Annotated in this window: 11 protein-coding genes; 4 read left to right on the plus strand and 7 right to left on the minus strand. The window is 66.2% G+C overall.

All coding sequences use genetic code 11. The features are described 5' to 3' along the window. Positions 1–111 precede the first annotated feature (111 nt). The 4 genes from VYJ16_RS17905 to VYJ16_RS17920 all read left to right on the plus strand — a co-directional run bounded on the left by VYJ16_RS17905 (position 112) and on the right by VYJ16_RS17920 (position 3,739). On the plus strand, positions 112–1,365 hold the full coding sequence (locus VYJ16_RS17905) for an acyl-CoA dehydrogenase family protein (RefSeq protein WP_336351686.1): 1,254 nt from the start codon (positions 112–114) through the stop codon (positions 1,363–1,365). Between the two features lie 134 nt (positions 1,366–1,499). Beyond that, entirely contained in the window at positions 1,500–2,294 is a 795-nt protein-coding gene (locus tag VYJ16_RS17910; RefSeq protein ID WP_336351687.1) for an electron transfer flavoprotein subunit beta/FixA family protein, read from the plus strand. Then, positions 2,291–3,247, plus strand: coding sequence for an electron transfer flavoprotein subunit alpha/FixB family protein (locus VYJ16_RS17915; RefSeq protein ID WP_336351688.1), 957 nt, complete (start codon positions 2,291–2,293; stop codon positions 3,245–3,247). Before VYJ16_RS17910 ends, VYJ16_RS17915 begins: the two co-directional genes overlap by 4 nt. A gap of 78 nt (positions 3,248–3,325) precedes the next feature. Beyond that, on the plus strand, positions 3,326–3,739 hold the full coding sequence (locus VYJ16_RS17920) for an acyl-CoA thioesterase (protein ID WP_336351689.1): 414 nt from the start codon (positions 3,326–3,328) through the stop codon (positions 3,737–3,739). Positions 3,740–3,757: 18 nt separating this feature from the next. Here VYJ16_RS17920 and VYJ16_RS17925 read toward each other — a convergent pair whose 3' ends face one another. The 7 genes from VYJ16_RS17925 to VYJ16_RS17955 all read right to left on the minus strand — a co-directional run bounded on the left by VYJ16_RS17925 (position 3,758) and on the right by VYJ16_RS17955 (position 20,974). Further along, on the minus strand, positions 3,758–4,537 hold the full coding sequence (locus VYJ16_RS17925) for an enoyl-CoA hydratase/isomerase family protein (protein ID WP_336351690.1): 780 nt from the start codon (positions 4,535–4,537) through the stop codon (positions 3,758–3,760). Between the two features lie 66 nt (positions 4,538–4,603). Further along, on the minus strand, positions 4,604–4,963 hold the full coding sequence (locus tag VYJ16_RS17930; protein WP_336351691.1) for a nuclear transport factor 2 family protein: 360 nt from the start codon (positions 4,961–4,963) through the stop codon (positions 4,604–4,606). Positions 4,964–5,740: 777 nt separating this feature from the next. Further along, positions 5,741–6,388: a helix-turn-helix domain-containing protein gene (locus tag VYJ16_RS17935; RefSeq protein ID WP_336351692.1), complete on the minus strand. Its 648-nt coding sequence runs from the start codon at positions 6,386–6,388 to the stop codon at positions 5,741–5,743. An 85-nt stretch (positions 6,389–6,473) separates the two neighbouring features. Next, positions 6,474–6,728, minus strand: a complete 255-nt coding sequence (locus VYJ16_RS17940; protein ID WP_336351693.1) for a hypothetical protein — start codon at positions 6,726–6,728, stop codon at positions 6,474–6,476. A gap of 338 nt (positions 6,729–7,066) precedes the next feature. Continuing rightward, positions 7,067–14,131: a 3-keto-alpha-glucoside-1,2-lyase-like domain-containing protein gene (locus tag VYJ16_RS17945; protein ID WP_336351694.1), complete on the minus strand. Its 7,065-nt coding sequence runs from the start codon at positions 14,129–14,131 to the stop codon at positions 7,067–7,069. 2 nt (positions 14,132–14,133) lie between these two features. Beyond that, positions 14,134–16,224, minus strand: a complete 2,091-nt coding sequence (locus VYJ16_RS17950) for a hypothetical protein (protein ID WP_336351695.1) — start codon at positions 16,222–16,224, stop codon at positions 14,134–14,136. A 1-nt stretch (position 16,225) separates the two neighbouring features. Then, complete coding sequence (locus VYJ16_RS17955) at positions 16,226–20,974, minus strand: fibronectin type III domain-containing protein (RefSeq protein WP_336351696.1); 4,749 nt, start codon at positions 20,972–20,974, stop codon at positions 16,226–16,228. Positions 20,975–21,283: the final 309 nt, after the last annotated feature.

The raw sequence follows: 21,283 nt of genomic DNA on the forward strand, positions 1-21,283 counted from the left end.
AGGCGAGCGGGTTGCGCTGGGACGCGGGGCGGACCTGTCAGGTCCGCGTCTTGTGGTGAGGTATCGCACCCCAACGTATATCGTGATGGTCCCGCAAGTGAAGGTAGAGCTATGAGTGACAGCGCTGCGCAGGGAATGCATTTCGAACCTTCTTCCGAGTACAACATCATTCGGAAGCAGCTGGACGAGTTCATCAAACAAGAGGTCGAACCGCTCGAGGACGAGTACGAGCACTTCCTCGGCGCGGACGGCGAGGAGAACCGGGCGGCGGAGGACGGCCGGATGGACCCGGAGTTCTTCGAGTTGACGAAGGAGATCAGGAAGAAGTCCGCTGAGGCCGGCTACCTGACGATGCACATCCCCGAGGAGGCGGGTGGTGGTGGCGTCAGCACCCTCCACTACTGCATGCTCCTGGACCACGTCTACGACCGGCACCCGGACGGGTTCCACGGGTACGTGCTCGCGCACGGCCCGGAGGGATTCCAGGGTCCGAACCCGTCGCTGATGAGCGCGTACCACGACGAGTACCAGCGCGAGAAGTACTTCGAGCCGATGATGAACGTCGACAAGGAGTTCTCGTTCGCGCTCACCGAACCCGGGCACGGGAGCGACGTGACGTGGATGGACTCCAACGCCGAGCAGGACGGCGACGAGTGGGTTCTCAACGGGTCGAAGTGCTTCATCTCGAACGCGCCGATGGCGGACTTCTTCGTGGTGAGCGTGCGGACGTCCGGCGAGGACGGGAGCGCGTACGGCATCTCGTCGTTCTTCGTCGACGCCGACAATCCCGGTATCGAGGTCGGGAAGTACCAGCACAACATGGGCGAGGCGCTCGCCGAGCACGCGTTCGTGCACCTCGACGACTGTCGGGTGCCCGATAGCCAGATGATCGGCGAGGAGGGGAAGGGGTTCTTCGAGACCGCGATCAACTACGTGGGCGTGGCGCGGTTGACGCTCGCGGCGTTCTGCTGTGGGTACGCGCAGTGGATGTTCGACGCGAGCATCGAGTACGCGGAGGACCGGAAGACGTTCGGCGAGCCCATCGGGTCGAACCAGTTCGTGCAGGGGATGCTCTCCGAGCTCCGTATCGACCTTGAGTTCGTGCGGTGGCTCTACCGGCACGCGGCCTGGAAGATCGATCAGGGCGAGAGCGAGCGGTGGTTGGCGAGTGCCGCGAAGTGGAAGGGGTCGGAGCTCTGGAACGACGCGGCCGACACCGCCGTCCAGATTCACGGTGGCTCCGGCGTCATGGACTCGCTGCCGTTCGCGTACCAGTACAAGAAGTCGCGGGCGCCGCGCATCTACGACGGGACCAACGAGATACAGAAGCGCAACATCGCGCGCCAGTTCCTCGACCTCGACTGAGGGTCGAACGTGGGCAGCGTCGTCGCCGCGAGCACCCCCGGTGTCGCGGTGGGGACGTCAGCGGTGCGTAGGCCGCCACCACCGGTGTGTGCATTGGGAACGCTTATCGAGGATGCGATGAAACTAGTTGCCTGATGAAGATACTCACGACGGTCAGCGAGGTCCGCATCCTCGACGACCAGTTCGAGGTAGACGGACTCGACGTCAAGAACCGCTACCTCACGTACGAGTTGAACGAATGGGACGACTACGCGCTCGAGGAGGCGGTGCAGTACGCGGAGGCGAGCGACGAGGACGTGGAGGTCGTGACGGTGACCGTCGGTCCCCAACGCGCTGAGGAGACGATCCGGCAGGGACTCGCGAAGGGCGCTGACCGCGCGATCCGCGTCTGGGACGACGCACTCGACGCCGAGTCGGTGCTCGGTCCGCGTTCGAAGGCACAGGTGCTCGCTGCGGTCGTGGCCGACGAGGACCCCGACCTCGTGCTGACGGGCGTGCAGACGGGCGACGCGGCGTGGGGCGCGACCGGCGTCGCGCTCGCCGCCGCGGTCGACTACGCGTGGGCGGCCGTCGTGAACGACCTCGACCTGGACGCGAGCACCGGACAGGCGTCCGTTCACCGCGAACTCGAGGGCGGACTCGCGGAGCTCACCGACGTCGACCTGCCCGCGGTCCTCACCATCCAGACCGGTATCAACCAGCCGCGGTACGCGAGCCTCAGAGGTATCCGGCAGGCACAGCAGAAGCCACTCGACGTCGAGACCCTCGACGATATCGGCGTTGACGCAAGCGTGCTCGACGACGGGCTCGAACTCACGGCGCTCTACGAACCGGAGTCCGAGGGCGAGGCGACCGTGTTCGAGGGGAGCACGGAGGAGATGACCGCGGAACTCGCCGCGCTCCTCCGCGAGAAGGGGGTGGGGGCATGAGCGACGTGCTCGCCGTCGCCGAACACCGCCGCGGCGAACTGCGGGACGTGAGCCTGGAGGTCGTCACCGCCGGGATCGAACTCGCGGCCGCGGTCGGCGGCGACCTCCACGTCGCCGTCGTCGGCGGCGACGTCGACGCGTTCGCCGGCGAACTCGCCGTCGAGGGGGTCGCGACCGTGCACACGGTCGCGTTCGGCGAGGACTACAATCACGACGTGCACGTCCAGGCGCTGGGCGCGCTCGTCGACGCGCTCGACCCGGGGTACGTTCTCGCGGCGAACTCCGTGAGCGCGCTCGACTACGCGCCCGCGCTGGCGGAAGCCCTCGACGCACCCCTGGTGACGGATGCCATCGCGTTCGACGCGGCCGACGACGGCATCGCGGTCACGCGCGAGTTCTACGGCGGGAAGACCGAGGGCACCCTCCACGTGACCGGGACTCCAGCCGTGGTGACGACCCGCCCGACCGAGTGGCCAGCCACGACGGCGACGGGCGACGCCGACGTCGAGGCGTTCGACGCCACCATCGACAGGGACGCGATCAGGACGGACGTCACGGGCTACGAGGAGGTCCTCGCGGGCGACGTGGACATCACCGACGCGGACGTCATCGTCTCCATCGGGCGCGGCATCAAGGAAGAAGAGAACCTCGACCTCGTCGAGGAACTCGCGGACGCCCTGGACGCGACGCTCGCGGCGTCCCGCCCCATCGTCGACAACGAGTGGCTCCCGAAGAACCGCCAGGTCGGCCAGAGCGGGAAGGTCGTCACGCCCGAGATCTACATCGCCATCGGCATCTCCGGTGCCACCCAACACATCGCCGGCATGAAAGGCGCCGACACCATCATCGCCATCAACGACGACCCGTCCGCGCCCATCTTCGACATCGCGGACTACGGTATCGTCGACGACCTCTTCGACGTCGTTCCACTACTGACGGAGGCGTTCAGCTAGAGGCAGTCCGACGCCGCCGAACCCACGTCACACGCGGGCGAGGACAACAATCAAGGCTGTGCCGGTCGTGTGTGTCGTATGGCTTTCGAGTTCGAGACCATCGTCAGAGCCGGCGATACGGACGTCACCGGGTCGATATACACGCCGCAGGTCGTCGACTGGCTCGCCCGCGGCCTCCACGACATCCGGTCGGCCGCCGGGTACTCCTACGGCGCGTACGAGGAGATGGGTATCGCGTCCGCGGCCGTGAACGTGAACGTCGACTACCTCGCCCCGATACGCATGGAGGACACCGTCACGGTCGCGATGACGCCCGACGTCGGCGAGACGTCCATCAGGTTCGACTCGACCGGCACCGTCGAGGACACCCGCGTCTTCCAGGGCTCGATCACGCTCGCGTTCATCGACGCGGAGACCCGCGACGCCGTCCGCATCCCCGACGACCTCCGGGCGGCGTTCGAAACCTTCGCGGCCGACACCACGACCGACTGACTCACGACGGGATCTGCCTCACTCGTCTTCGCTGAACGAGCGGAGTCCCTCCTTGCCCTCGTCGGTGAAGAAGTGCGCGGTGGAGACGAACTTCTCGAGTTCGATCCCCGTGTCGAGGTCCGCGGACTGACTCTGTTCGACGAGGTACTTCGCGGTCTTCAGCGTCCGCCGGCCCTTGCTGGTTATGTCCTCCGTCCAGCTGTCCCGCGTCGCCTCCAGCTCGTCGGCAGTCACCGCTTCGGTCGCGAGTCCCCAGTCCGCGGCCTCAGTGCCGGAGATGCGTTTCCCGGTGAATATGAGTTCCTTCGCGCGCTGCTGGCCGATGCGTCGCGGGAGCCGCTGGGTGGACCCACCGCCCGGCACGAGGTTGCGGTTGATGTGCTGGTCGCCGATCTGTGCGTCCTCGACGGCGATGATGAAGTCCGTGAGCAACAGCACTTCGAGCCCACCGGCGAGCGCGTATCCCTCGACGAGACTGAGCGAGGGCAGCGAGCAGTCCGCGAGCGTCTCGAAGCAGTCCTCGATCTGTGCTTCGGCGTCCCGGAGGTCGTCCATCTTGCTGTCCTTGACGAACTCGTGGATGCCGTCGATGTCGACGCCGGCACAGAAGTTCCCGCCCGCTCCGCGGATGGTGAGCAGGCGGACGGTGTCGTCCCGTTCGAGTTCCTCGACGACGGCCGCGAGCTCGCTCGCCATCTCGGGGTTGATGGCGTTGAGCTTGTTCGGTCGGTTCAGCGTGACGTGTGCGGCCTTATCGTCGTGACTACGCGTCACCGTTACGAGTGACTCCTCGGACATACTACTACACTCGACAGGTGGTGAGTTAAACGTTCGCACGCCCCGTCGAGACGGGCCCTGAATGCGCTACTTCTCGTTGATGTAGACAGTGAGCGCCGCGAGCGTTCCGTCCTCCTCGTCGAACTCGAAGACGTCACAGAACCCGACCGCGATCTTGTCGCCGCCGGGGCCGGTCCCCGAGACGGTGCCCTCGGCGAACGACGCCGAGTCGCCGTGAGCGAGATGCTCGATCTCGTGGTGAGTGTCGGCGAGACTCCGCACCTCCTCGATGTACCGGTCGATCGCGTCCTCGCCCACGAACGTCGTTCCATCGCCCGCGACGTACGTGAACTCGGCCGCGAGCAGGTCCCTGACCTCGCTCGTGTCGGTGGTATCCATCGCGTCGAAGTACGTGTCGATGACTCTCTCTCGCTCTGCGTGCTCCATGTAACGTCCTGTGACGCGGACGCACAAATATCTAGCTGGCTCCGTCGGTCCCCGCTCGGCTGAACAGGTCACCCTCGAGAGCATCCATACCAGGAGGACCAATCAATATTCTGTGTATATATAGTATCAGTCAGTTTCGTGTTTGTGGATGCAGGTGGGTGAATCGGGTGTCGCTCGAGTGGCGACACCAGCGAACCGAAGCGGGTGATCTCGTATCGGCCACAACGCGACGATGTGGGCGGTTCTCGCGTCCGGGTGGGTTTCGAACGCGAACCCTGGTGGCCAACGAACGACGTCGACCCAGCCTGCGCTCTCAAACTATTCGTGGTGCGAATCATCAGTTCCTCGCCGATGGCGACAACGCCGTCGAAAGCCAGGTTCCCGCCGGCGGGCCGGGGTTTTCTATGCGAATCACAACTGCAACGGCGTCAAACCGGAGAGATAGAGTCACTTCGAAGGAGGTCGGGACGAGACGATATCGAAACACCCAAAATAATTACAACTATTCCATCATTCTCGCTAATAGTTCAGTCTTCATATAATTATCGTTGCGTCCGTGAGAATCCTTCGTCGAGGGGTACGCTCACTGAGACCCGCAGTACATCAGCCAACCGAATGCTCGGCTCGGCTCGGAGAGGTCTCCGTCGACACGCTCCGACTCCCCGAGAGAGACGGTGCGGGTGTCGGGATGGGTGGCTGGCCGCTGCTCACTCTCTGGATTGGGGCGGGAAGTTTACTGAACGAGCACATCAGACTGGTGTCCACCCAGCGGGACGGTCAGGAGTCGAGCGGGCGGTCGTCGGTGGCGAGCAGGAACCAGTCGACGATACGGTTCGTCGCTCGTCGCAGCGTCACGCTCACCGTGGATTTGCCGACGCCGAGTTCGTCGGCGATGTCGGCGAGCGTGGACTCCCGAGGCACCTCGAAGTACCCGCCACGGAGTGCGACGTCCAGGCACTCGCGCTGGCGCGCCGTCAGGACGCCGTCGGCGGACTCGCTGTGCGTGACCGAGAGCAACTCGTAGCGGAGCGGGCTCGCGTCGAGTCGCTCGCCGAGCGCGGTGAACTGCTCGCGGGACGCAGTGACGTTGAATTCCATGGCGCCCTGCTGAACGGTCAACGGGAACTCCGGCGGGAGCGACGTCTCCCCGAGGAACGTGAACAGACCCTGCTCGGTGGTCTCGTACTTCGTCAGGCCGCGGTCCGCGTCGACGTACAGTCGCTCGAGGGAGACGATGCTGTCGTGGGCGGCGAGCGCCTCCAGCGCCGCCTCCGGGTTCGGCCCGACGACCTCGCCTAGCTCAAGCGTCCGCGACTCCAGGGGTGCGCCAGCGAGCAGCCGGAACGTGGTGTCGGGGAGCGATTGCGAGACCTCCGCGACCCAGATATCGCTCGGGCCTTCCATCCGGAACCGCGGCCGAATCATCGCCCACCACTCTGTCCGTGGCTACTACCGACACCTTGGTGGCTCATGCCCGGACCTTCGCGAGTGTGTGACTCAATCGTTCGGGTCACTGCAGTGTCGTCGACCGCTGGTACCAGAGTGCGAGCGAGTAGGCGGCGCCGGCGAAGACGACGGCGATGAGGGCGAGCAGGACGGCGAAGGCGACGTACCCGAACGCGTGGTTCGCGTAGGGGAGGCTGACGTCGCCCGGTGGTTCGGCCGCCCACGGGCTGAGGTGGACATTTCTTTGTCCAACGTGTTGGACGTATGTGTCTGGGCGGCCACGTTCCTCATGGCGACTGGAAACCGAACGGCTCAGCATCGCTACGAGAGGAGCCCAGTCTGTGGGTGTTGGCGAATAGCCTCGTTTCTGGTGGTTCAGTTCTGAGAAAGCCACAGATTTCGATACGAATCTTCCGAACGCTGGTAGTCACACAACGATACGACTAGCCTTCAGCAAGCGACGAGCGCGGTAACCGGTCAGAACGCCAGTAGGGAGTGGTCTCGCTCGGCAACGCCACTTTCGGCGGCGTTCCCTCTCTTGTGCTCAACAGAGTTCGTCGAGAGACGTTACTAAACTCATCACGAAACCGATCAAATGGAGAGGTTCAGCTCCGAGAACGATTTGATTCGGCGTCTATCATAAAGGGCGGGGGGATGTCACTCTTGGAGATCCCAGGGGAGGTCGAGCGTGACGGGGCTCTCCAAGGTGTTGTCGGTGCTCGTGGGCGCCACGGTGAGCCGGTACGCGCCGGGGGTGAGGCCGGTCGCGTCGTACAGGAGGAGGCCCGTGCCGTCGCCGCGCCGTAGCGCATCGAGAGTCTCCGTTCCGTAGCGTGCGTCTCGGAACTGTCGGACGTGCTCGACGGCGTCCTCCCGAGAGCGAACCCGGAGGAGGACCGACTCCGACGGGAGATCGGTTCCGGAGCTGGGCTGGCGGTGCGCCGCCAGCGCGTCCTGCGCCCACGACGGAGTGGTGTCCGCGAGTGAGAGGCGCGTCCCGGCGGGGAGCGGTGGTTCGTCGGCGAACTCGTGGTAGGGCTGCCAGGTCGTCGCCGGCGCCGTCACTCGGAGGTCGTGGAAGTTCGCGTCGCGGTTGGCGCGCGTGTAGGTTCCGACGCGACCGGTCCGGTGGGTGTCGTCGGTCACGTCGAACAGTAGCTCGCCGTCGAGGTACCCTCGGATGCGGTCGTCGACGCATTCGATGGTGACGAGGTACTGTTGCCCGGCCTGGAACCCGGTCGTTTCGTCGCTCCAGAGGAGCTCGACGTCGCCATCGGTCCGGGCGACGAGTCGGCGGTAGCTCCGCTGGTCGTCCATGGAGAACCGATAGCAGTTCCCGTCGGACTGATAGCGGAACATGAGACCGATCGCGTCGTCGTCTCCCGCGGCGACCCGAGCGGTCAGGCGGTAGTCGGTCCAGTCGTCGCCGGTGATGGCGTACGTGCCGGGTGCGTTCACGTCCCCGCCGACGAACCCGTAGATGTTGCTCGTCTGCCGGAGCCGGCCATCCTCGATACGCCAGTCGGACTCCTGGGTCGTGTACGGTGGCTCGTCGACGATGGTCCAGTCGTCGACGTCCCCGCTCTCGAACGCCCAGTGGTCGAGTTGCGTCTCGACTGCGCCCCCGGCGGCCTGTAATCGCTCGACTTCCGTTCGGCCGTCGGTGACGACGACGCCCGTGCGGCCGAGTGACTCGCCCGCGTCCGGGTCAGGCACGTCGAACGCGGGCACGGTATCGATGGCGCCGCGGAGTCGCCCGTCGGCGACTTCGACGCGGAGCGTCCGCTCTTCGTCCGTGGGGAGTCCAGCAGCGTTCGACCAGAGGACGGTCTCGGTGCCGTCCGCGCGGACGAGCTGGAGGCCGTCCGCGTCGCCGACGAGACGGTAGTGCGTGTCCGCGTCCTGATAGCGGAACGTCAGCCCGACGGTTCCGTCGCGTCTGGCGAGGTCGGCCACGAGGACGGTGGCGTCTGCGTCCGCGCCAACCAGCGCGCTCGTCGTGTCACTCGCCCCCTCGATGGCGTCGTCGACGGTCCACTGCCCCGGGCCGTCGCGCCGCAGGCTGTCCCGTAGGGATTCCCGACCGTCGGTCAGGGTCGGCGCGAAACCGTCGCCGGGGCGGCGGTACTCGACGGCGGTCCCGCTGAGGTCGGTGGTCTCGCGGAGCAACGCCGTCACGTTCGCGCTGCCAGGGGTGGCGTCGGTGAGCTTCAGTGCGCTCGGTGGCGAAGGCTGGTGGTCGAAGTGTGGCCCTCGTTCGACGTCGATGTCGACGGTCGACCAGTCGATTGGCTCCGGTGCGTTCACGGCGAACCCGTAGGGGGTGCCGTCGGCGTCGAGGCGGCTGACTTCGAGACGGTCGACGTCGCCCGTGGGAAGGTCGTCGACGAGCGACCGGAACGCGCGGAACTCGGCGTCGTCCGGGGCGTTCCCGAGCGCACCAGGGGTGACGTCAGCCATCGAGCCCGCCGGGTAGGTGGCGGCCCAGACCACGTCGTCGTAGCTCTGGAGGTGGTGTCTGGCGTCCGCGAACAGCGACGTCGTGAACGAGAAGCGGTAGGCGGTCGGGGCACCGGCTCGGAAGTCGTCGATGCGGACGTCGTCGAACTGGGCGTCCGGGTTCTCTCGAGTGTAGAGAGCGACGGTTCCTGCATCGGGTCCGTCGGGGTCGGTGACGGAGAAGACCACTTCGTCGTCGACGAGCACCTGGAGGTCGTCGCCGACGGCTTCGACGGCCAGCCGGTAGTCGCGGCCGGCGTCGACGGCGCCCTGGGTGGTCCAGCGTTCGTCGACCGTGCCGTCGCGGACTCGTTCGATTCGTCGCGTCCCGTCGGTGTCGAGTTCGATCCGGTAGTAGCTGTCGCCGTCGTCTCGGACGGTGAGGCCGACGCCACCGGAGCCGCCGGTACGGGTGCGGACCGTCGCTGCGAGGCGGTAGTCCGTCCACGTCGTCGGCTGGTCGCCACCGAAGTCCGGGTAGTCGGTCAGCCGCCAGCGGGCGCGTCCGCCGGGGGCGCCGGTCTGGACGGCGACCGACCGCGGCGGGATCGCCCAGGCGGTGGTGCCGCTGGCGGTCGGCTGTCTGGCGAGCGTGAGTTCGTCGGCGGTCGCGTCGATGGCGTCGATGCCGACCGTCTCTGCGTCGTCGCCGGTGCCGAGTGTCACGGTGTCCAGTCCCGCGCGGAGTGCGTCGACGACGCCGCTTCGAACGTCGAGGGTGGCACCGTGCAGCGTGCCGTTCTCGCCGCTGAAGCCGTCGTGGTGGTCGAGCGTCCAGTCGCCACCGTCGGCCGTCCAGGTGGCGTCGCGGGACGTCCAAGAGCCGTTCGACCACGTCCACGCCCCAAGGTCGGGGGTGAACCGCTCTCGGTAGAGGAGCGGCTTCAGGCGCGCCTCGTGAATCGTGTCCGGGGCGAGGACGCGCTCGTCGGCGTCGCGCAACAGCTGCTTCGTCGCTTCCATCCGCCAGTCATCGAGGTCGAGACAGGAGCTCTCGCCCGCAGTGGCGATCCAGCGGGCGGTCGCCCGGTCGAGCAACTGGGTGGGCGTCGTCCCCCACTCGTCGTCGACCGTGACGATGCGGCCGCGGGCGTCCCGGACCGGCCGGTCGTTGTCGTCGTAGAGATGGAGCGTGAGGTCGCGGCGCGCCAGCCGGTACTGGAGGTCGACGTAGTCGACGTCGAAGTCCGCACCGATCGGGTCGGTCCGATAGACGGGTCGGGGGCGCGTTGGGCGTTCGCCGTCCGCCGGCACCGTCGCGGGCGTGGTCTGGTCGACGTAGCGCGCCAGCGTCTCCACCCCGGAGGCCTCCTTCGATGGGTCGTCGGCATCACTCGACGCCTCCCCGGTCGTGGGCGTGTCCGGCGTCTCCAGGCCAGGTGGGCCGGCAGTGTGGAAGTCGTAGTAGCGACCGGTGTACGAGGTGTCCTCGTACCAGTCGAACTCGCCCTGCCCTCTGGCGTCGGTCTTGGTGACGACCTCGAGTCGATAGTCGGTGTCCGGTTCGAGGACGCGCCCGCGCTGGGAGAGCGCCTCGAGGTGGTCTCGAGCGCGCTCCAGGCGCTCGTCGGACTCCGGCGGGGGGCCCGCGAGGTCGACGTCGGACCCACAGATCTCCGAGATACCGAGCTTGCGCTTGCCGGTCGCGTCGGTGTCGCTGAACTTGAATCGGATCGTGAGGAAGGTGATGGCGTTGTCGCCCTTGGCGGTGACGACGACGGGGTCTTCGTCGCGGAACGTCTCGGTCCACTCCACGGTCACCGGCTCCTGATCGATCAGCGTCTCGATCTCGCCCTCCACGTCGTACTTCGGCGTGAAGAAGTCGAGGCTGACGGAGCGCGGCGCGTGCGGCAGCGCCAGCTGGATCTCGTAGGGGTAGCCGTCCGTGGTCTTCGCTGGCTCTTGGTCGGTCTCCTCAAAGAGGAGGGCCGCGTCGTCGAGGCGGTCCGGGCGGTCGATGGACACCGAGAGCGTCTGCGGGTTCATGACGTCACCCGGCTCGGAGAGGAAGACTCGTGGCCAGGGCTCCTCGCCGCGGTGCTCGTAGGTGAACGTGGTCCGCTCGGTCTGGTAGCGGTAGCTTCGCTCGCGCGTGAAGTCTTCGGCGAGGGTCTTGCCGTCGAAGTCGTGGCAGTGCCGCGTCGTCGGACACGGGTAGTGGGGGCGGCTCCGAGAGAGCCAGTCCTCCCAGGCGCCGCCGGTGTGCCGGCCGTACGAGAACGGCGTGCGAGCGAACAGCTCGAGTTTCGTCTGGTCGAGATCCGGGTCGGTCCCCTGCCGGCCCTCCGCGGTGCCCTGGCCCGTCGACAGGGGCGCCCAAGCACCGTCGATGTCGACCCCGTCGCCCCAGGACCCGTCCTCGTACTTCCGGAGGCGGAGTCGCTCGAGGCCGTAGCGGACTTTCACGGGGCCCTCGTTCTTCGCCGGGTCGCCGATCACTTCGCGGCTCGGGTTCGGTGGGTGCGGGTTCCCGATGGCGTCGTTTTCGTCGTGGACGGGCTTGGCGAACGAGATGTTGGGTCGGGCGTCCATCGGGACGACCGGCGCGTCCGCGGCAGGGGGGTCGCTCGGCTTCGAGACCGCGGAAACCGAGTTACCGTCGTCCGCCTCGAGTGCGGTCGGTTGCCAGTTCGACGCCAGTTTCTGGTGGCCGACGCCGACGTCGTCGACGACCGCGGGCGTCGTCGGCGGGTCCTTCGTCGGCCCCCACTCCAGCGTGATCGTCGCGGATGGGTCCGGGAGCGGCCACGGCGTCGAGATCGACGCGCTGAACGACGCCTTGAGGTGGAACGGGTCGAACACCTCGCCCGATATCTTGACGTCGAGCGAGCGCGAGAGGCCGACGCCGAACGCCGACACGCCGACCTCGCCGTGGACGTGGACGTTCCCCGTGAAGTGTGCGGGCTCGAAGCTGACGACGGCGTCGCTGTCGACCCAGGACTCGAGAGTGACCGACAGCGGCCCGACACCCCACTCCTTGTCGTAGCCGTACCAGAAGCCGATGCCGAGTCGGTCCTGGTTCAGCATGAAGTAGCCGTTCGCCGTGAACACGGAGAGCGCCTCGGCCCGGACGCGAGCGTCCTTCGGCTGCTTCTTGCCGATGTGGACGTACCACGCGCTCGGGTCGGAGAAGCTGTAATAGGCCGCCGCGGACGCGGCGATGTCCAGGAGTTTGCCGTCGGGGCCCTCGCGGTACTGCGCGTCGATGCCGAACGTGAGCGAGCCGGCGCGGCCGTCGAACAGCGCCATCGCCTGGAGCGTCGCCTCCTTGTCGACCTCGGTCCCGGGCTTGAGGAACTCGCCACGTCCCTGGAGCGTGACTATCGGTCCGGGGAAGACGACAGCGAGGAGCATGTCCGTCGCCCACGAGGTGCCAGCGTCGGGGAGCGTCCCGATGCGGGTGCCGAGACCGAACCCCATCGCGCCCGCGGCGGGCTCCCACTTGTCGCCCAACGGCTGGACGCCCTTCGTGCCGTGGGAGTGATACCAGCTCTCGTCGGTGTCGACGGAGTACCACTTCTGCTCGCCCGTCTTGTCGGGCTCCATCTGGCTGGCGAACAGCCCACGGAACCCGTACACCGCGAGGCCAGTGATGTAGATCGGTATCCCCCCGGGGAGGCCGACGTCCACGTAGATCCCCATGAACCGGACGTCCTCGCCGTCGATGGTCGTCTTCCCGAAGATCACCTCCGCGTCGATAGTCATGTCGAGCGTGACCAACCGGAGGTCGATGGCGCCACGGAAGACCTCGCCCTCGAGCGACACCTCGCCCTTGAACTCCAACGTCCCGGGGATGGTGAACTCGAGCCCGATGCCGTCGAGCGAGACCCCGACACCGCTCTCGCCGCCCCACTCGAACCGCAGTCCATCCACCGAAGCGCCGGCCGCGATCTCGTCGGTGAGCTTCACGCCACCACTGAACCCGACCCACCGACCGCCGTCGTCCGTCTTCCCGAACCCGACCTGCGTGATCTCGAGGGTGGCGACACCGATCTTCGCCTGGTACTGGTCACCGAGGTCGATCCACCCGCCGTCGACGGAGACGTTCCCCTCCGCGTCGACCGTCAGCGCCTCGACCTCGACCGGTGGCAGGTCGATGTCGGCCTCGATGTTGTCCGGCCGAGGTTCGATACGACCGCCGACGGTGACCGCCGGGACGTCGCTGATCTCGATCCCGATACGCTGGAGCTTCATCCTGAAGTGCTCCTTCTCGACCGTCTGCAGCGAGCCGTCGTCGTCGGCGAGCGAGACGGTGAGGCTCCCTTCAGGGTCGATTCCGATATCGACGTCGACCGGTTCGTCGAAGAAGGGCACGAGGATCTGGCCGGTGATTGAGCCACCGGCCGGGACGTTCTGGACCAGTTCGAGCGAGAGATTCGAGATGCCGCCCTCGAACTCGGAGACGCCGCCCGACAGCGGCCCGCTGAACGTCTGCGAGTTCTCGTCGTAGTCGAGCTGGAGGTCAGCGCCGATCGTTCCCGTGACGCCGCCGGTCCCCAACCCCAGGCCGTCGATGTTGATTGACCCTTCGAAGACATCGGGAATCTGTACCGATGCGCCCTTGAACAGCAGTCCCTGCCAACCCTGCTGGGCGGACTCGGGTTTGATCGGAGTGCCGCTTTGATCGGTCTGGTCACCCGAGATGTTGAACCGGATGTCGGCACCGTCGATGACGACACCCGTATCACCGATCTCGCAAGTCGGGAGCTGGATCCCTGTACTGCCCGAGGCAGGCGTCTGGAATTCGACCGACCACTCTTGATCGTGATGGATGTTGACGCCGAACTGAAGCGGGACCCCAACTGTCCCGTCTTTGGGTTTGATCTCGGTGTCACCGTCGTTCGTAACGAGCTCGACCGGTTTGAGGAGTGATCGATTGACGGCCAGGCTCAGGACGGTCGTATTGAGGGAGAAGTCGACGATTGGCGGCTGATCGTCCCGCCATTCGATGTGCCCTTCAACCTCAACGATGCCCGTGTTCGATCCACTGCCACGCCCCAAGACGAGTTCGACACCCGAGAGGAACGGCAGGGACAGACTGGCTTCTGCCATCACCTTCCCAACGAGGCGAAATCGCCCATCATCGGGGGTTGCAACAGTATCGTACTCGACCAGGGCGACGTTATCGAGCACGTTCTGGCCGTCCGAGGCGAACAACTCCTGTGGAATTGCTTCCTGCGGTAACAGCGCCGACAGCGGCGTGTACGTGGTTATGTCCGCCATGATCAGATCCCCCACAGTCGCAGTGCCGGATCAGGGTCAATACTGTTCGATCCGCTCTGGTTGAACAGGTCGACGGCCGCGTTCCAGTACTTCGGGAAATGGTCCACGTAGTTCTGGTGCATGACCATCCCGTAGCGCGTGTTCGCATCCGGTTGTAAGCGGTCGTTGTACGCACTCGCAATAGTCGGCGGGTCGTAATCTACAATGCGATTCTGTCCGCCCCCAGTGGTATAGTTGTACGTCCGGCGAATGTACGCCCCGCCGATGACAAAGCCATGGAATGCCCGTTGTTTCTTCGAGAGTTCCTCGTTCGCTGAATAGGGCGGATTTGGCGGGGAGTTGCCGTTGGCGTCGGCAATCGCGCCGAACCAGTCTTCGAGCGTGTTCTGGATATTTCCGGGATTCTTCACCGAGAGGGTCACACTGTTCCCGTCGTGATCGACCGTCGCCGAAATGTTGCTGACAAAGTCGTTGCCATACATCGAATCGACCCAATTGAGAACCCCATCGGCGGTCGAGACCAGGGTCTGGGTGACCCCCGGCGACGCCAGCACGGCGTCATAATTGTTGATGAGCCGAACCAGTACGTCCCAAGTGAGATTGTTCCCGCTCGAAGTGGCGTGGATGACCTGACTGCCTTCCCATGGAACCGGGATGTTTTCGTTGGCTCCGTTCGAGGACGTCAGGTTGTCGTAGAGCTGTCCGTAATGGCCGTCGTTAGGGTCGTTGAGAAGCCGCTGGGTGGCGGCTGTGCCGGCGTCGAGTGGTTCCAAGCGGACCGTGTTCATCTCGTCGGAGTCAGCGAAGTTGTTCGGGTCGTACCACAGCAACGAGGCACTTTCCTTGCAGGCGATCGCCAGAATGCTCTCACACGGCAAGCGAAAGGCCTCCGCGACTGCGTTGATGAGCTCGCCGTACCGGTTCCAGTACACTTCGACGGATTTTCTGCGTGCGCCCGACGAACCGTATTCGACGTCGATGTCGTTGCCGCTGGCGCTGTCTCTGACGAGCAGTTTCCCCATGTCGTCACTACTCTGGGCCGGATCGGCCACGATCTGCCACTCGGCGTTGGCGGTCGTCGTCGGATCGTGAAGCGATTGATGCCAATTGCGCAACGAGCCGACCGCCAGCGCACCACCGTTTGTGCTCGTCGTGATGGTCCGATGTCTCGGCGGTGGTGGCTGGTCGGCGTCGAGATCCAGCGGGACGTACGATTCCTGTTGGGCCGTCTGGCCGGTTAGTATCGTCAACAGGGGGTGGGTCTGTGCCAGCGATGGGTTCGAGCTACGGTCGACCGCAGTCTGGAGATCCACCACAGGATTAGTCCCCGTGGCGTTGGGGCCGAGGAGTTGATAGAGGAAATAAGAGGGATTGAGTGGCCGGCCGACCGGCTCGTTCGGTTCGTCATCCGTCGCGTCCTGATTGCGGGTATACGAGGAGTCACGGAAGACGATGTTAACCGACGAATCGAAACTGCTGATCGGATCGCCGGCAGTGACCAACAGTTCGAATTCGCCGTCGATGAAGCCATCGAGTACGGCACCGACCGGGTCGGAGACGGAACTCGGCGGGTTCGAGAGGTACTCGCCGACCGTCGGTGTCCGACCGATAGCTCTCGCCGGGACATCCTCACCTTCGAACACTCTCGTCCATTCTCGAACCGGGTGGGAGGTCTGCTGTAGCAGGGACCCAATGTAGGCCCGGACGACCGTGTCGGTCGACTGTTGGGTGTCGAGTTCGTAGACGACGTGACGGAGATTCGGGCCGCTCGGCGAGAGGTCGAGGTACTGTTCTCCGGAGTTGTGTGCCGAAAGCTGGACGAGTTCCAGCGGCAGTCGCAACACGAGCTTCCGCGGCCCGTTGGTGGGTTTGCGATACGAGAGATACCCGCTCGTAACCGCATACAGCTCGGTCGGCGATCCCTGCGGGTCGCTGGCCGAGAACGAACTGTTGGTCCCGATACAGAGCCCGGTACAGCCGTTGGTATCGAAGTGGTTCGACAGCTCGAAATAGCAGTTGTCCTGGCTGTCGTAGTAGTCGCCGTAATTCGAATTCGTCCTGTGAACGATCGGTGTGGCACAATGTAGTGACATGTCAGTTGTCCTCCGGCGGAGAAACCGTACGGGCAGGTCCTGTCGCGATGTTCCCGGCCCTGTCGCGTATCTTGACTCTGAATTCGTGGGTCTGGCTCGGCTGGACATCCCGGACTAGATAGCCCGTATCTCTGTCACTCCAAGAGCTCAGCGTCTGCCAGAGCCCGCTGTCGCTGGCCTGCTGGAGCAGGACGGCCGGGGGCTGACTGCCGGGCGACTGGAGCGACCACGCCAGTTCGATCGCAGGCTCGGCAGTCGCCGGGGCGCTCGCCCAGTCGTGGACGGTGCCATCGGCTTCGATTGCGACCCACTCAGCCCGATCCCAGGTCGGTTCCGGGGGCGGAGAGGTCGCGTATGCCTGCCCGGCACATCGTTTCGATGAGTCCGAGACGTTGCCGGCCTCGTCGACCGCGACGACCCGATAATAGTACGTCCTGGCAACGTCGACCCCAGTATCGGTGATCGAAACGCTCGACGGACGCCCGGTAGTCGAAGACGTACCGGCCACAGGGGGCCGGTCCTCGCTCAGCGTGGCGACTTGTATCATACGCCGAATGTCTGTTGCCTTCGATTTGTCCGTCGTCCGATAGAGCTGATACTCCGAGAGGTCCGGTTCCCGGTTCGAGGCGAGCGTGAGTTCGATCGAGCGATCACCGCCCGTGACATCGGTGACTGACGGGGCTGTGGGCGGAACAGTGTCGACCGCCTGCACGGGTCGCGTCGGGTAGCTCAGTTCCTCGCTCTCGATGCCGGCTTCGTTCACGGTGCTGGTGCGGTAGAAGTACCGGCGTCGGGTCTTGCCGTCGAACGCGTCCACCCACGCGCAGAGGTCGCTCCCGGGGACGGCGCCGGGGGGTGGGTTGGCGCCCAATGTGTACCCTGGGCCGGGGTCGCCGGACTCGAAGTCCGGGCCGCGGACGTTGGGGTGCTCGTCGGGGTCGAGTGCCTCGATCGTCCGTTTGGCGTAGGCCTCCCGAGTCCCGTCGAGCCCAGCTAAGGTCTGGAGGACGTCCGGTTCGAGGTCGCGATAGTGCTCGAGTGCAGCCTGGAACGACCCCGCTGCGGTGACGGCGTCGTGGAGCGATTCGATGGTGTCGCGGATCTGCTTCCGGCGAGCGACCGAGCTGTCGTCTCGACGATACGGTGGGAAGTGGTCGGGGTTCGTGGGGTCGAGTGACCGCGTCGCGTCCCCGGCGTTCCGTTTCGCGTAGTCCGCGCGGAAGATCGCCTTGTCCATCGCGCGGTAAACGTGTACCGTCCGGTGCTCGCCCGGGTGGGCGAAGCGGACGGTGTACTTCGATTGGCCGTCGTAGTCCGGGGGCGTCGCGTAGTCGATCGCGCTCTCGAAGGAGGGCTGCGTCGGCGGGACCGGGGCCTCCTCCAGGACGCGACTGACCGTCACCGGCGCGCTCACGTCGCCGACGTTGCCCTGGCGGTCGTGGGTGTTGACGCCGACGTGCGCGTAGGTGACCGGCTCGGCCTCGCTGGTCGCGAACGGATCGCGCGGCGGGTCGTCCACGCGCGGAATCGGTACCGTCGTCTCGTACGCGCGATAGCTCGTGTCAAGTGGGTTGTCGGGGTCGCTCGCGGCGACCTCCTCGACGGCGTCCTCGATACTGATAGTGGCGTGGGTCGACCGCCAATCCGATGGCTCGGTTGCACTCGCCCACGCGTCGGGGTCGTCGTAGTCGACGCGAACGGGGTGCTCGATGGCGTACGCGAAGCGCGTCCGCTCGGATTCGTTGGGGTCGGGGACGACGTACGGTTCGTCGAGCGTGAGTTCGTCGTGGCCGTCGACCGCCGTGACGGTGTACTCGTTGCCGTCCGGGGTGGTGAACGCCTGGCCGACGAGCGCCCGCGACCAGTCAGTGTCGTAGCCGTATACGGTGCGGTCGCCGTCCGCGACGGCGATCGTCCCGCCGCTGACCGTCGGCGGAATCGAGATCGTGCACGCGCTACCGGACTCCGGACGGTCCCGCCGGATCGCCGATTCGACGCTCTCCGCGGGCGTTGCGCCCGTGGTCGCATTGGGTCTGCTATCGGTAATCTCGACGGGCGTGCTCCCGTCCGTGGTCTCGACGGTCGTCGGCGGGCTGGGGCGTTCGTCGCGGACCGTGACCGAGAGGGTGCCGTCGCGGGCGGCGTCGCTCTCGACGATATCGTAGCTCGCGTCCCCGACCTGTAACGTCGCACCGACGTACCCGTCTGCTGGGTCGATGGCGGGCACGTCGGTCTCGATCTCGAGGTAGTCGTCGTACGGTTCGGCGACGCTCGTGATCTCGCCGAACTGTTCGTTCAGCTGGCCGGGATAGTACTGGACGGTGAACTCGACGGCGTCGGGCGCCTGCGCGGCCAGGGTTTCCGGCCATATCCACGACACCTCGAGTTCGCCGGTGCCCGCCGTCGGCTGGTCGACGTCCAGCAACTGCGCGTCGACCTGTCGCGGCGGCGGTGGCGCTTGGTCGTCGACGAGGTGGATCGCCGACGGATGTTTGGTCGTCCCGTCGTCGATCCAGTCGGCGGGTTCGCCGAGGTCGCTCGCGCGCCCGAAGAGGTCGACGCCGTTGAGCCGGTAGCTGTACCAGCCGTCGAGCAGGCCGCGGTCGACGGTGTCGATGGACTGGTTCGGCCACCCGGGCGCGTTCGTGGTGTCCGCGTCGCTCACGGCGATGGGGTCGTCGCGGTCGGTGTCGGCGACAGCGGGCGCTGTCAGCGGGTCGTACGCGGCCGGTGGCGGTGCCGTCGACGGGCGCTCATCGCTCTGGTAGTCGTGTCGCCAGAGGTGGTACTGGACCGGGTCGTCCGGAAGCATCGCGCCGCGCGCACCGGCGCCCTCGTCCCATCGAAGGCCGGCCGTGTTCGTCCCGTACCGTTCGCCGCTGGGGGTCGAATGCGATTCGGGTGGGCTCGGTGGGAGGTCGTGGGCGGCGGCGCCGGTCGGGCGTTCGACTGGCGGAGCCGCGCCGCGCTCGACGTCGAACGTGATGTAGCCGTCGACCGCCTCGACGCCGTCCGCGAACAGTTCCAGGTTCCGCGGGTCGAACGGCTCGTCTTCGCCGTAGGCGTCCTCGAGCACACCGTCGTGGTCGGCGACGAGCAGGTAGTCGTAGCTCCTGTCGCGGTCGGCGTCGGTGTCGATCCAGTAGAGGCCGAGCGCCTGTGCGATGGCCGGCTCGACGCTCCCCAGGAGCGTCGTCTCCAGGGGATTCTGCCAGGGGCTCGTCGCCGTCTCGCCCTGGCTGCCGAACGCGCCCGTGACGAGGTACTCCGAGACGCCCCGTGGGTTGCGGTAGGGAGCGTCCAGTCGGAGGTACTGGCCCGAGACGGCCGTCCGTTCGATGCCGTAGCGCTTCGCTTCGAAGACGGCGAACGAAGCGTTCGCGAGGTCCGGGCCGCTGTAGGGGCGGTCGAGTTCGAGCGTCCGCCCGCTCGCCGTGTCGACGCTCTCGATGGTGTAGACCGCGCGCTGGTCCTCGAAGCGGATCGGTAACCCCTCCAGGCCGGCGTGCCACTCGGGACTGGCGGTGCTGCCCGGGTCGCGCTCGACGGTCGTCGACCCCTGGGTGACCGATATCGTGCCAGTGGTCTCCGTCGCGAACTGGACGTACAGCCCCTCGACGTCCCGTGTGGGGCCGCCGCCGAAGTCGTAGATCCAGGTGCCACCCGTCCAGTGGGCGGCCTGCCCGGTCTCGAGTGGCGTAGGGATGGTTCGCCCGAGCTGGCCCCCGCTGCCCGGGCTGTCGTCCAGGAGATGGACGAGGTAGTCGTGGAGCGCGCCGAAGCGGTCGTCGGCGAGTTCGTACGCCGTGTTGGTCTGGGATTGACCCTCGTATGGGCGGCTGAGGAGGAGTTCGTCAGGGGCGTCGTCGCCGGGGCGGACCTCGGTGACGACGTAGGCGGTGTCGTCGCCGGCGACGCTGAATCGGCGCCCCGTGAGCGAGTGGTCCCAGTTCGTATTGGTCCCGGTGACGACGAGCGAGTCGGTGTCGACGCTGATGTGGCCGTCGTCGTGGACGGCCGTCGTCGCGGTGTAGTGGTTCGGGTCGCCATACTCGATGCGGGTCTGGGCGATGCTGCGCGCCGACGCGAGGTCCTGCTGGTGGCCGCCCGTCGCTGGATAGTCCCCGTGGTAGAGCGGGAGGCCGAGCGGTTCGTCGAACGCCGGGACGGGCGTCCAGCCCTGGCCGTACTCGCGGCTGACAGGGAAGAAGGCGACGTCCTCTACCGTTGCCGGGCCGCCCTCGAGTTCGACGGCCTCGATGCGGTCGAACGAGAGCGTGACCGTCCCGTCGGCGTCCAGGTCGGTGCTGTCGACCGTGACGCCGCCGGCGAGGGCTCGAACGGTCGTCGGGGCGGTCACGTGGAGGGTTGCGCGGACCTCGAAGACCGGTTCGGGGAACCGGACTGTCACCGGGCCGGGGTCGACGGGGATGGCGAGCTGGCCGTTGGAGACGATGGATGCGGGGGCGTCTAAGTCGACGTCGACGGAGCCAGCGGGCGTCGTGATGGTGTGGGTGCGGCGTGTCCCTGTCGAGCCCCCGACGTAGTCTGCGAGTGGGGTGGGGTCGATCCTGTCGCCGACGTGTTCGCGCCGGAAGAGGTGGTAGCCGTGCCTGGCGAAGCCGACTGTGGGGTCGAAGCTCCATCGGAGGTGGTTGCCGTTCGGGACTTCCGGGAACTGGTCGTGTGGTTGTTCGTGGTCGTCGATGCCGCGGCCGATCATGACGAGGCGGCTGCCCTGCAGGGTCATCGGTCCGTCAGCCTCGGTTCGTGTCGGGCGCGTCGTCTGGGTGTGGCGATTGCGTGCATGGATGGTGGGTGCGTGTGGTGGCGCGAGCCTCGGGTGCGGTCTCCGTCACGGGTCAGTCCGGACCTGCAGCTCTCCATCGTCGGGTCGACACGGCCTCGGCTATCCGGACGACCGGCGTTCGGTCGGTCTGCTCCCCCCTCGTCCAGTGGTCACCTCAGCGTCGAGGTGGTAACGAGGATAGTCAACAACTATCGTACAAGATATTAAATATTATCCATCATTTCGGCCCTGGTGAATTCTAGTAGAATT

Source organism: Halorubellus litoreus (assembly GCF_037081675.1).
GTDB classification, from domain to species: domain Archaea; phylum Halobacteriota; class Halobacteria; order Halobacteriales; family Natrialbaceae; genus Halorubellus; species Halorubellus litoreus.

What these genes read in the sequence shown, in the direction of transcription:
- VYJ16_RS17905 (WP_336351686.1), top strand. Translation starts at nt 112, where the DNA reads ATGAGTGACAGCGCTGCGCAGGGAATGCATTTCGAACCTTCTTCCGAG.
- VYJ16_RS17910 (WP_336351687.1), top strand. Translation starts at nt 1,500, where the DNA reads ATGAAGATACTCACGACGGTCAGCGAGGTCCGCATCCTCGACGACCAG.
- VYJ16_RS17915 (WP_336351688.1), top strand. Translation starts at nt 2,291, where the DNA reads ATGAGCGACGTGCTCGCCGTCGCCGAACACCGCCGCGGCGAACTGCGG.
- VYJ16_RS17920 (WP_336351689.1), top strand. Translation starts at nt 3,326, where the DNA reads ATGGCTTTCGAGTTCGAGACCATCGTCAGAGCCGGCGATACGGACGTC.
- VYJ16_RS17925 (WP_336351690.1), bottom strand. Translation starts at nt 4,537, where the DNA reads ATGTCCGAGGAGTCACTCGTAACGGTGACGCGTAGTCACGACGATAAG.
- VYJ16_RS17930 (WP_336351691.1), bottom strand. Translation starts at nt 4,963, where the DNA reads ATGGAGCACGCAGAGCGAGAGAGAGTCATCGACACGTACTTCGACGCG.
- VYJ16_RS17935 (WP_336351692.1), bottom strand. Translation starts at nt 6,388, where the DNA reads ATGATTCGGCCGCGGTTCCGGATGGAAGGCCCGAGCGATATCTGGGTC.
- VYJ16_RS17940 (WP_336351693.1), bottom strand. Translation starts at nt 6,728, where the DNA reads ATGCTGAGCCGTTCGGTTTCCAGTCGCCATGAGGAACGTGGCCGCCCA.
- VYJ16_RS17945 (WP_336351694.1), bottom strand. Translation starts at nt 14,131, where the DNA reads ATGGCGGACATAACCACGTACACGCCGCTGTCGGCGCTGTTACCGCAG.
- VYJ16_RS17950 (WP_336351695.1), bottom strand. Translation starts at nt 16,224, where the DNA reads ATGTCACTACATTGTGCCACACCGATCGTTCACAGGACGAATTCGAAT.
- VYJ16_RS17955 (WP_336351696.1), bottom strand. Translation starts at nt 20,974, where the DNA reads ATGACCCTGCAGGGCAGCCGCCTCGTCATGATCGGCCGCGGCATCGAC.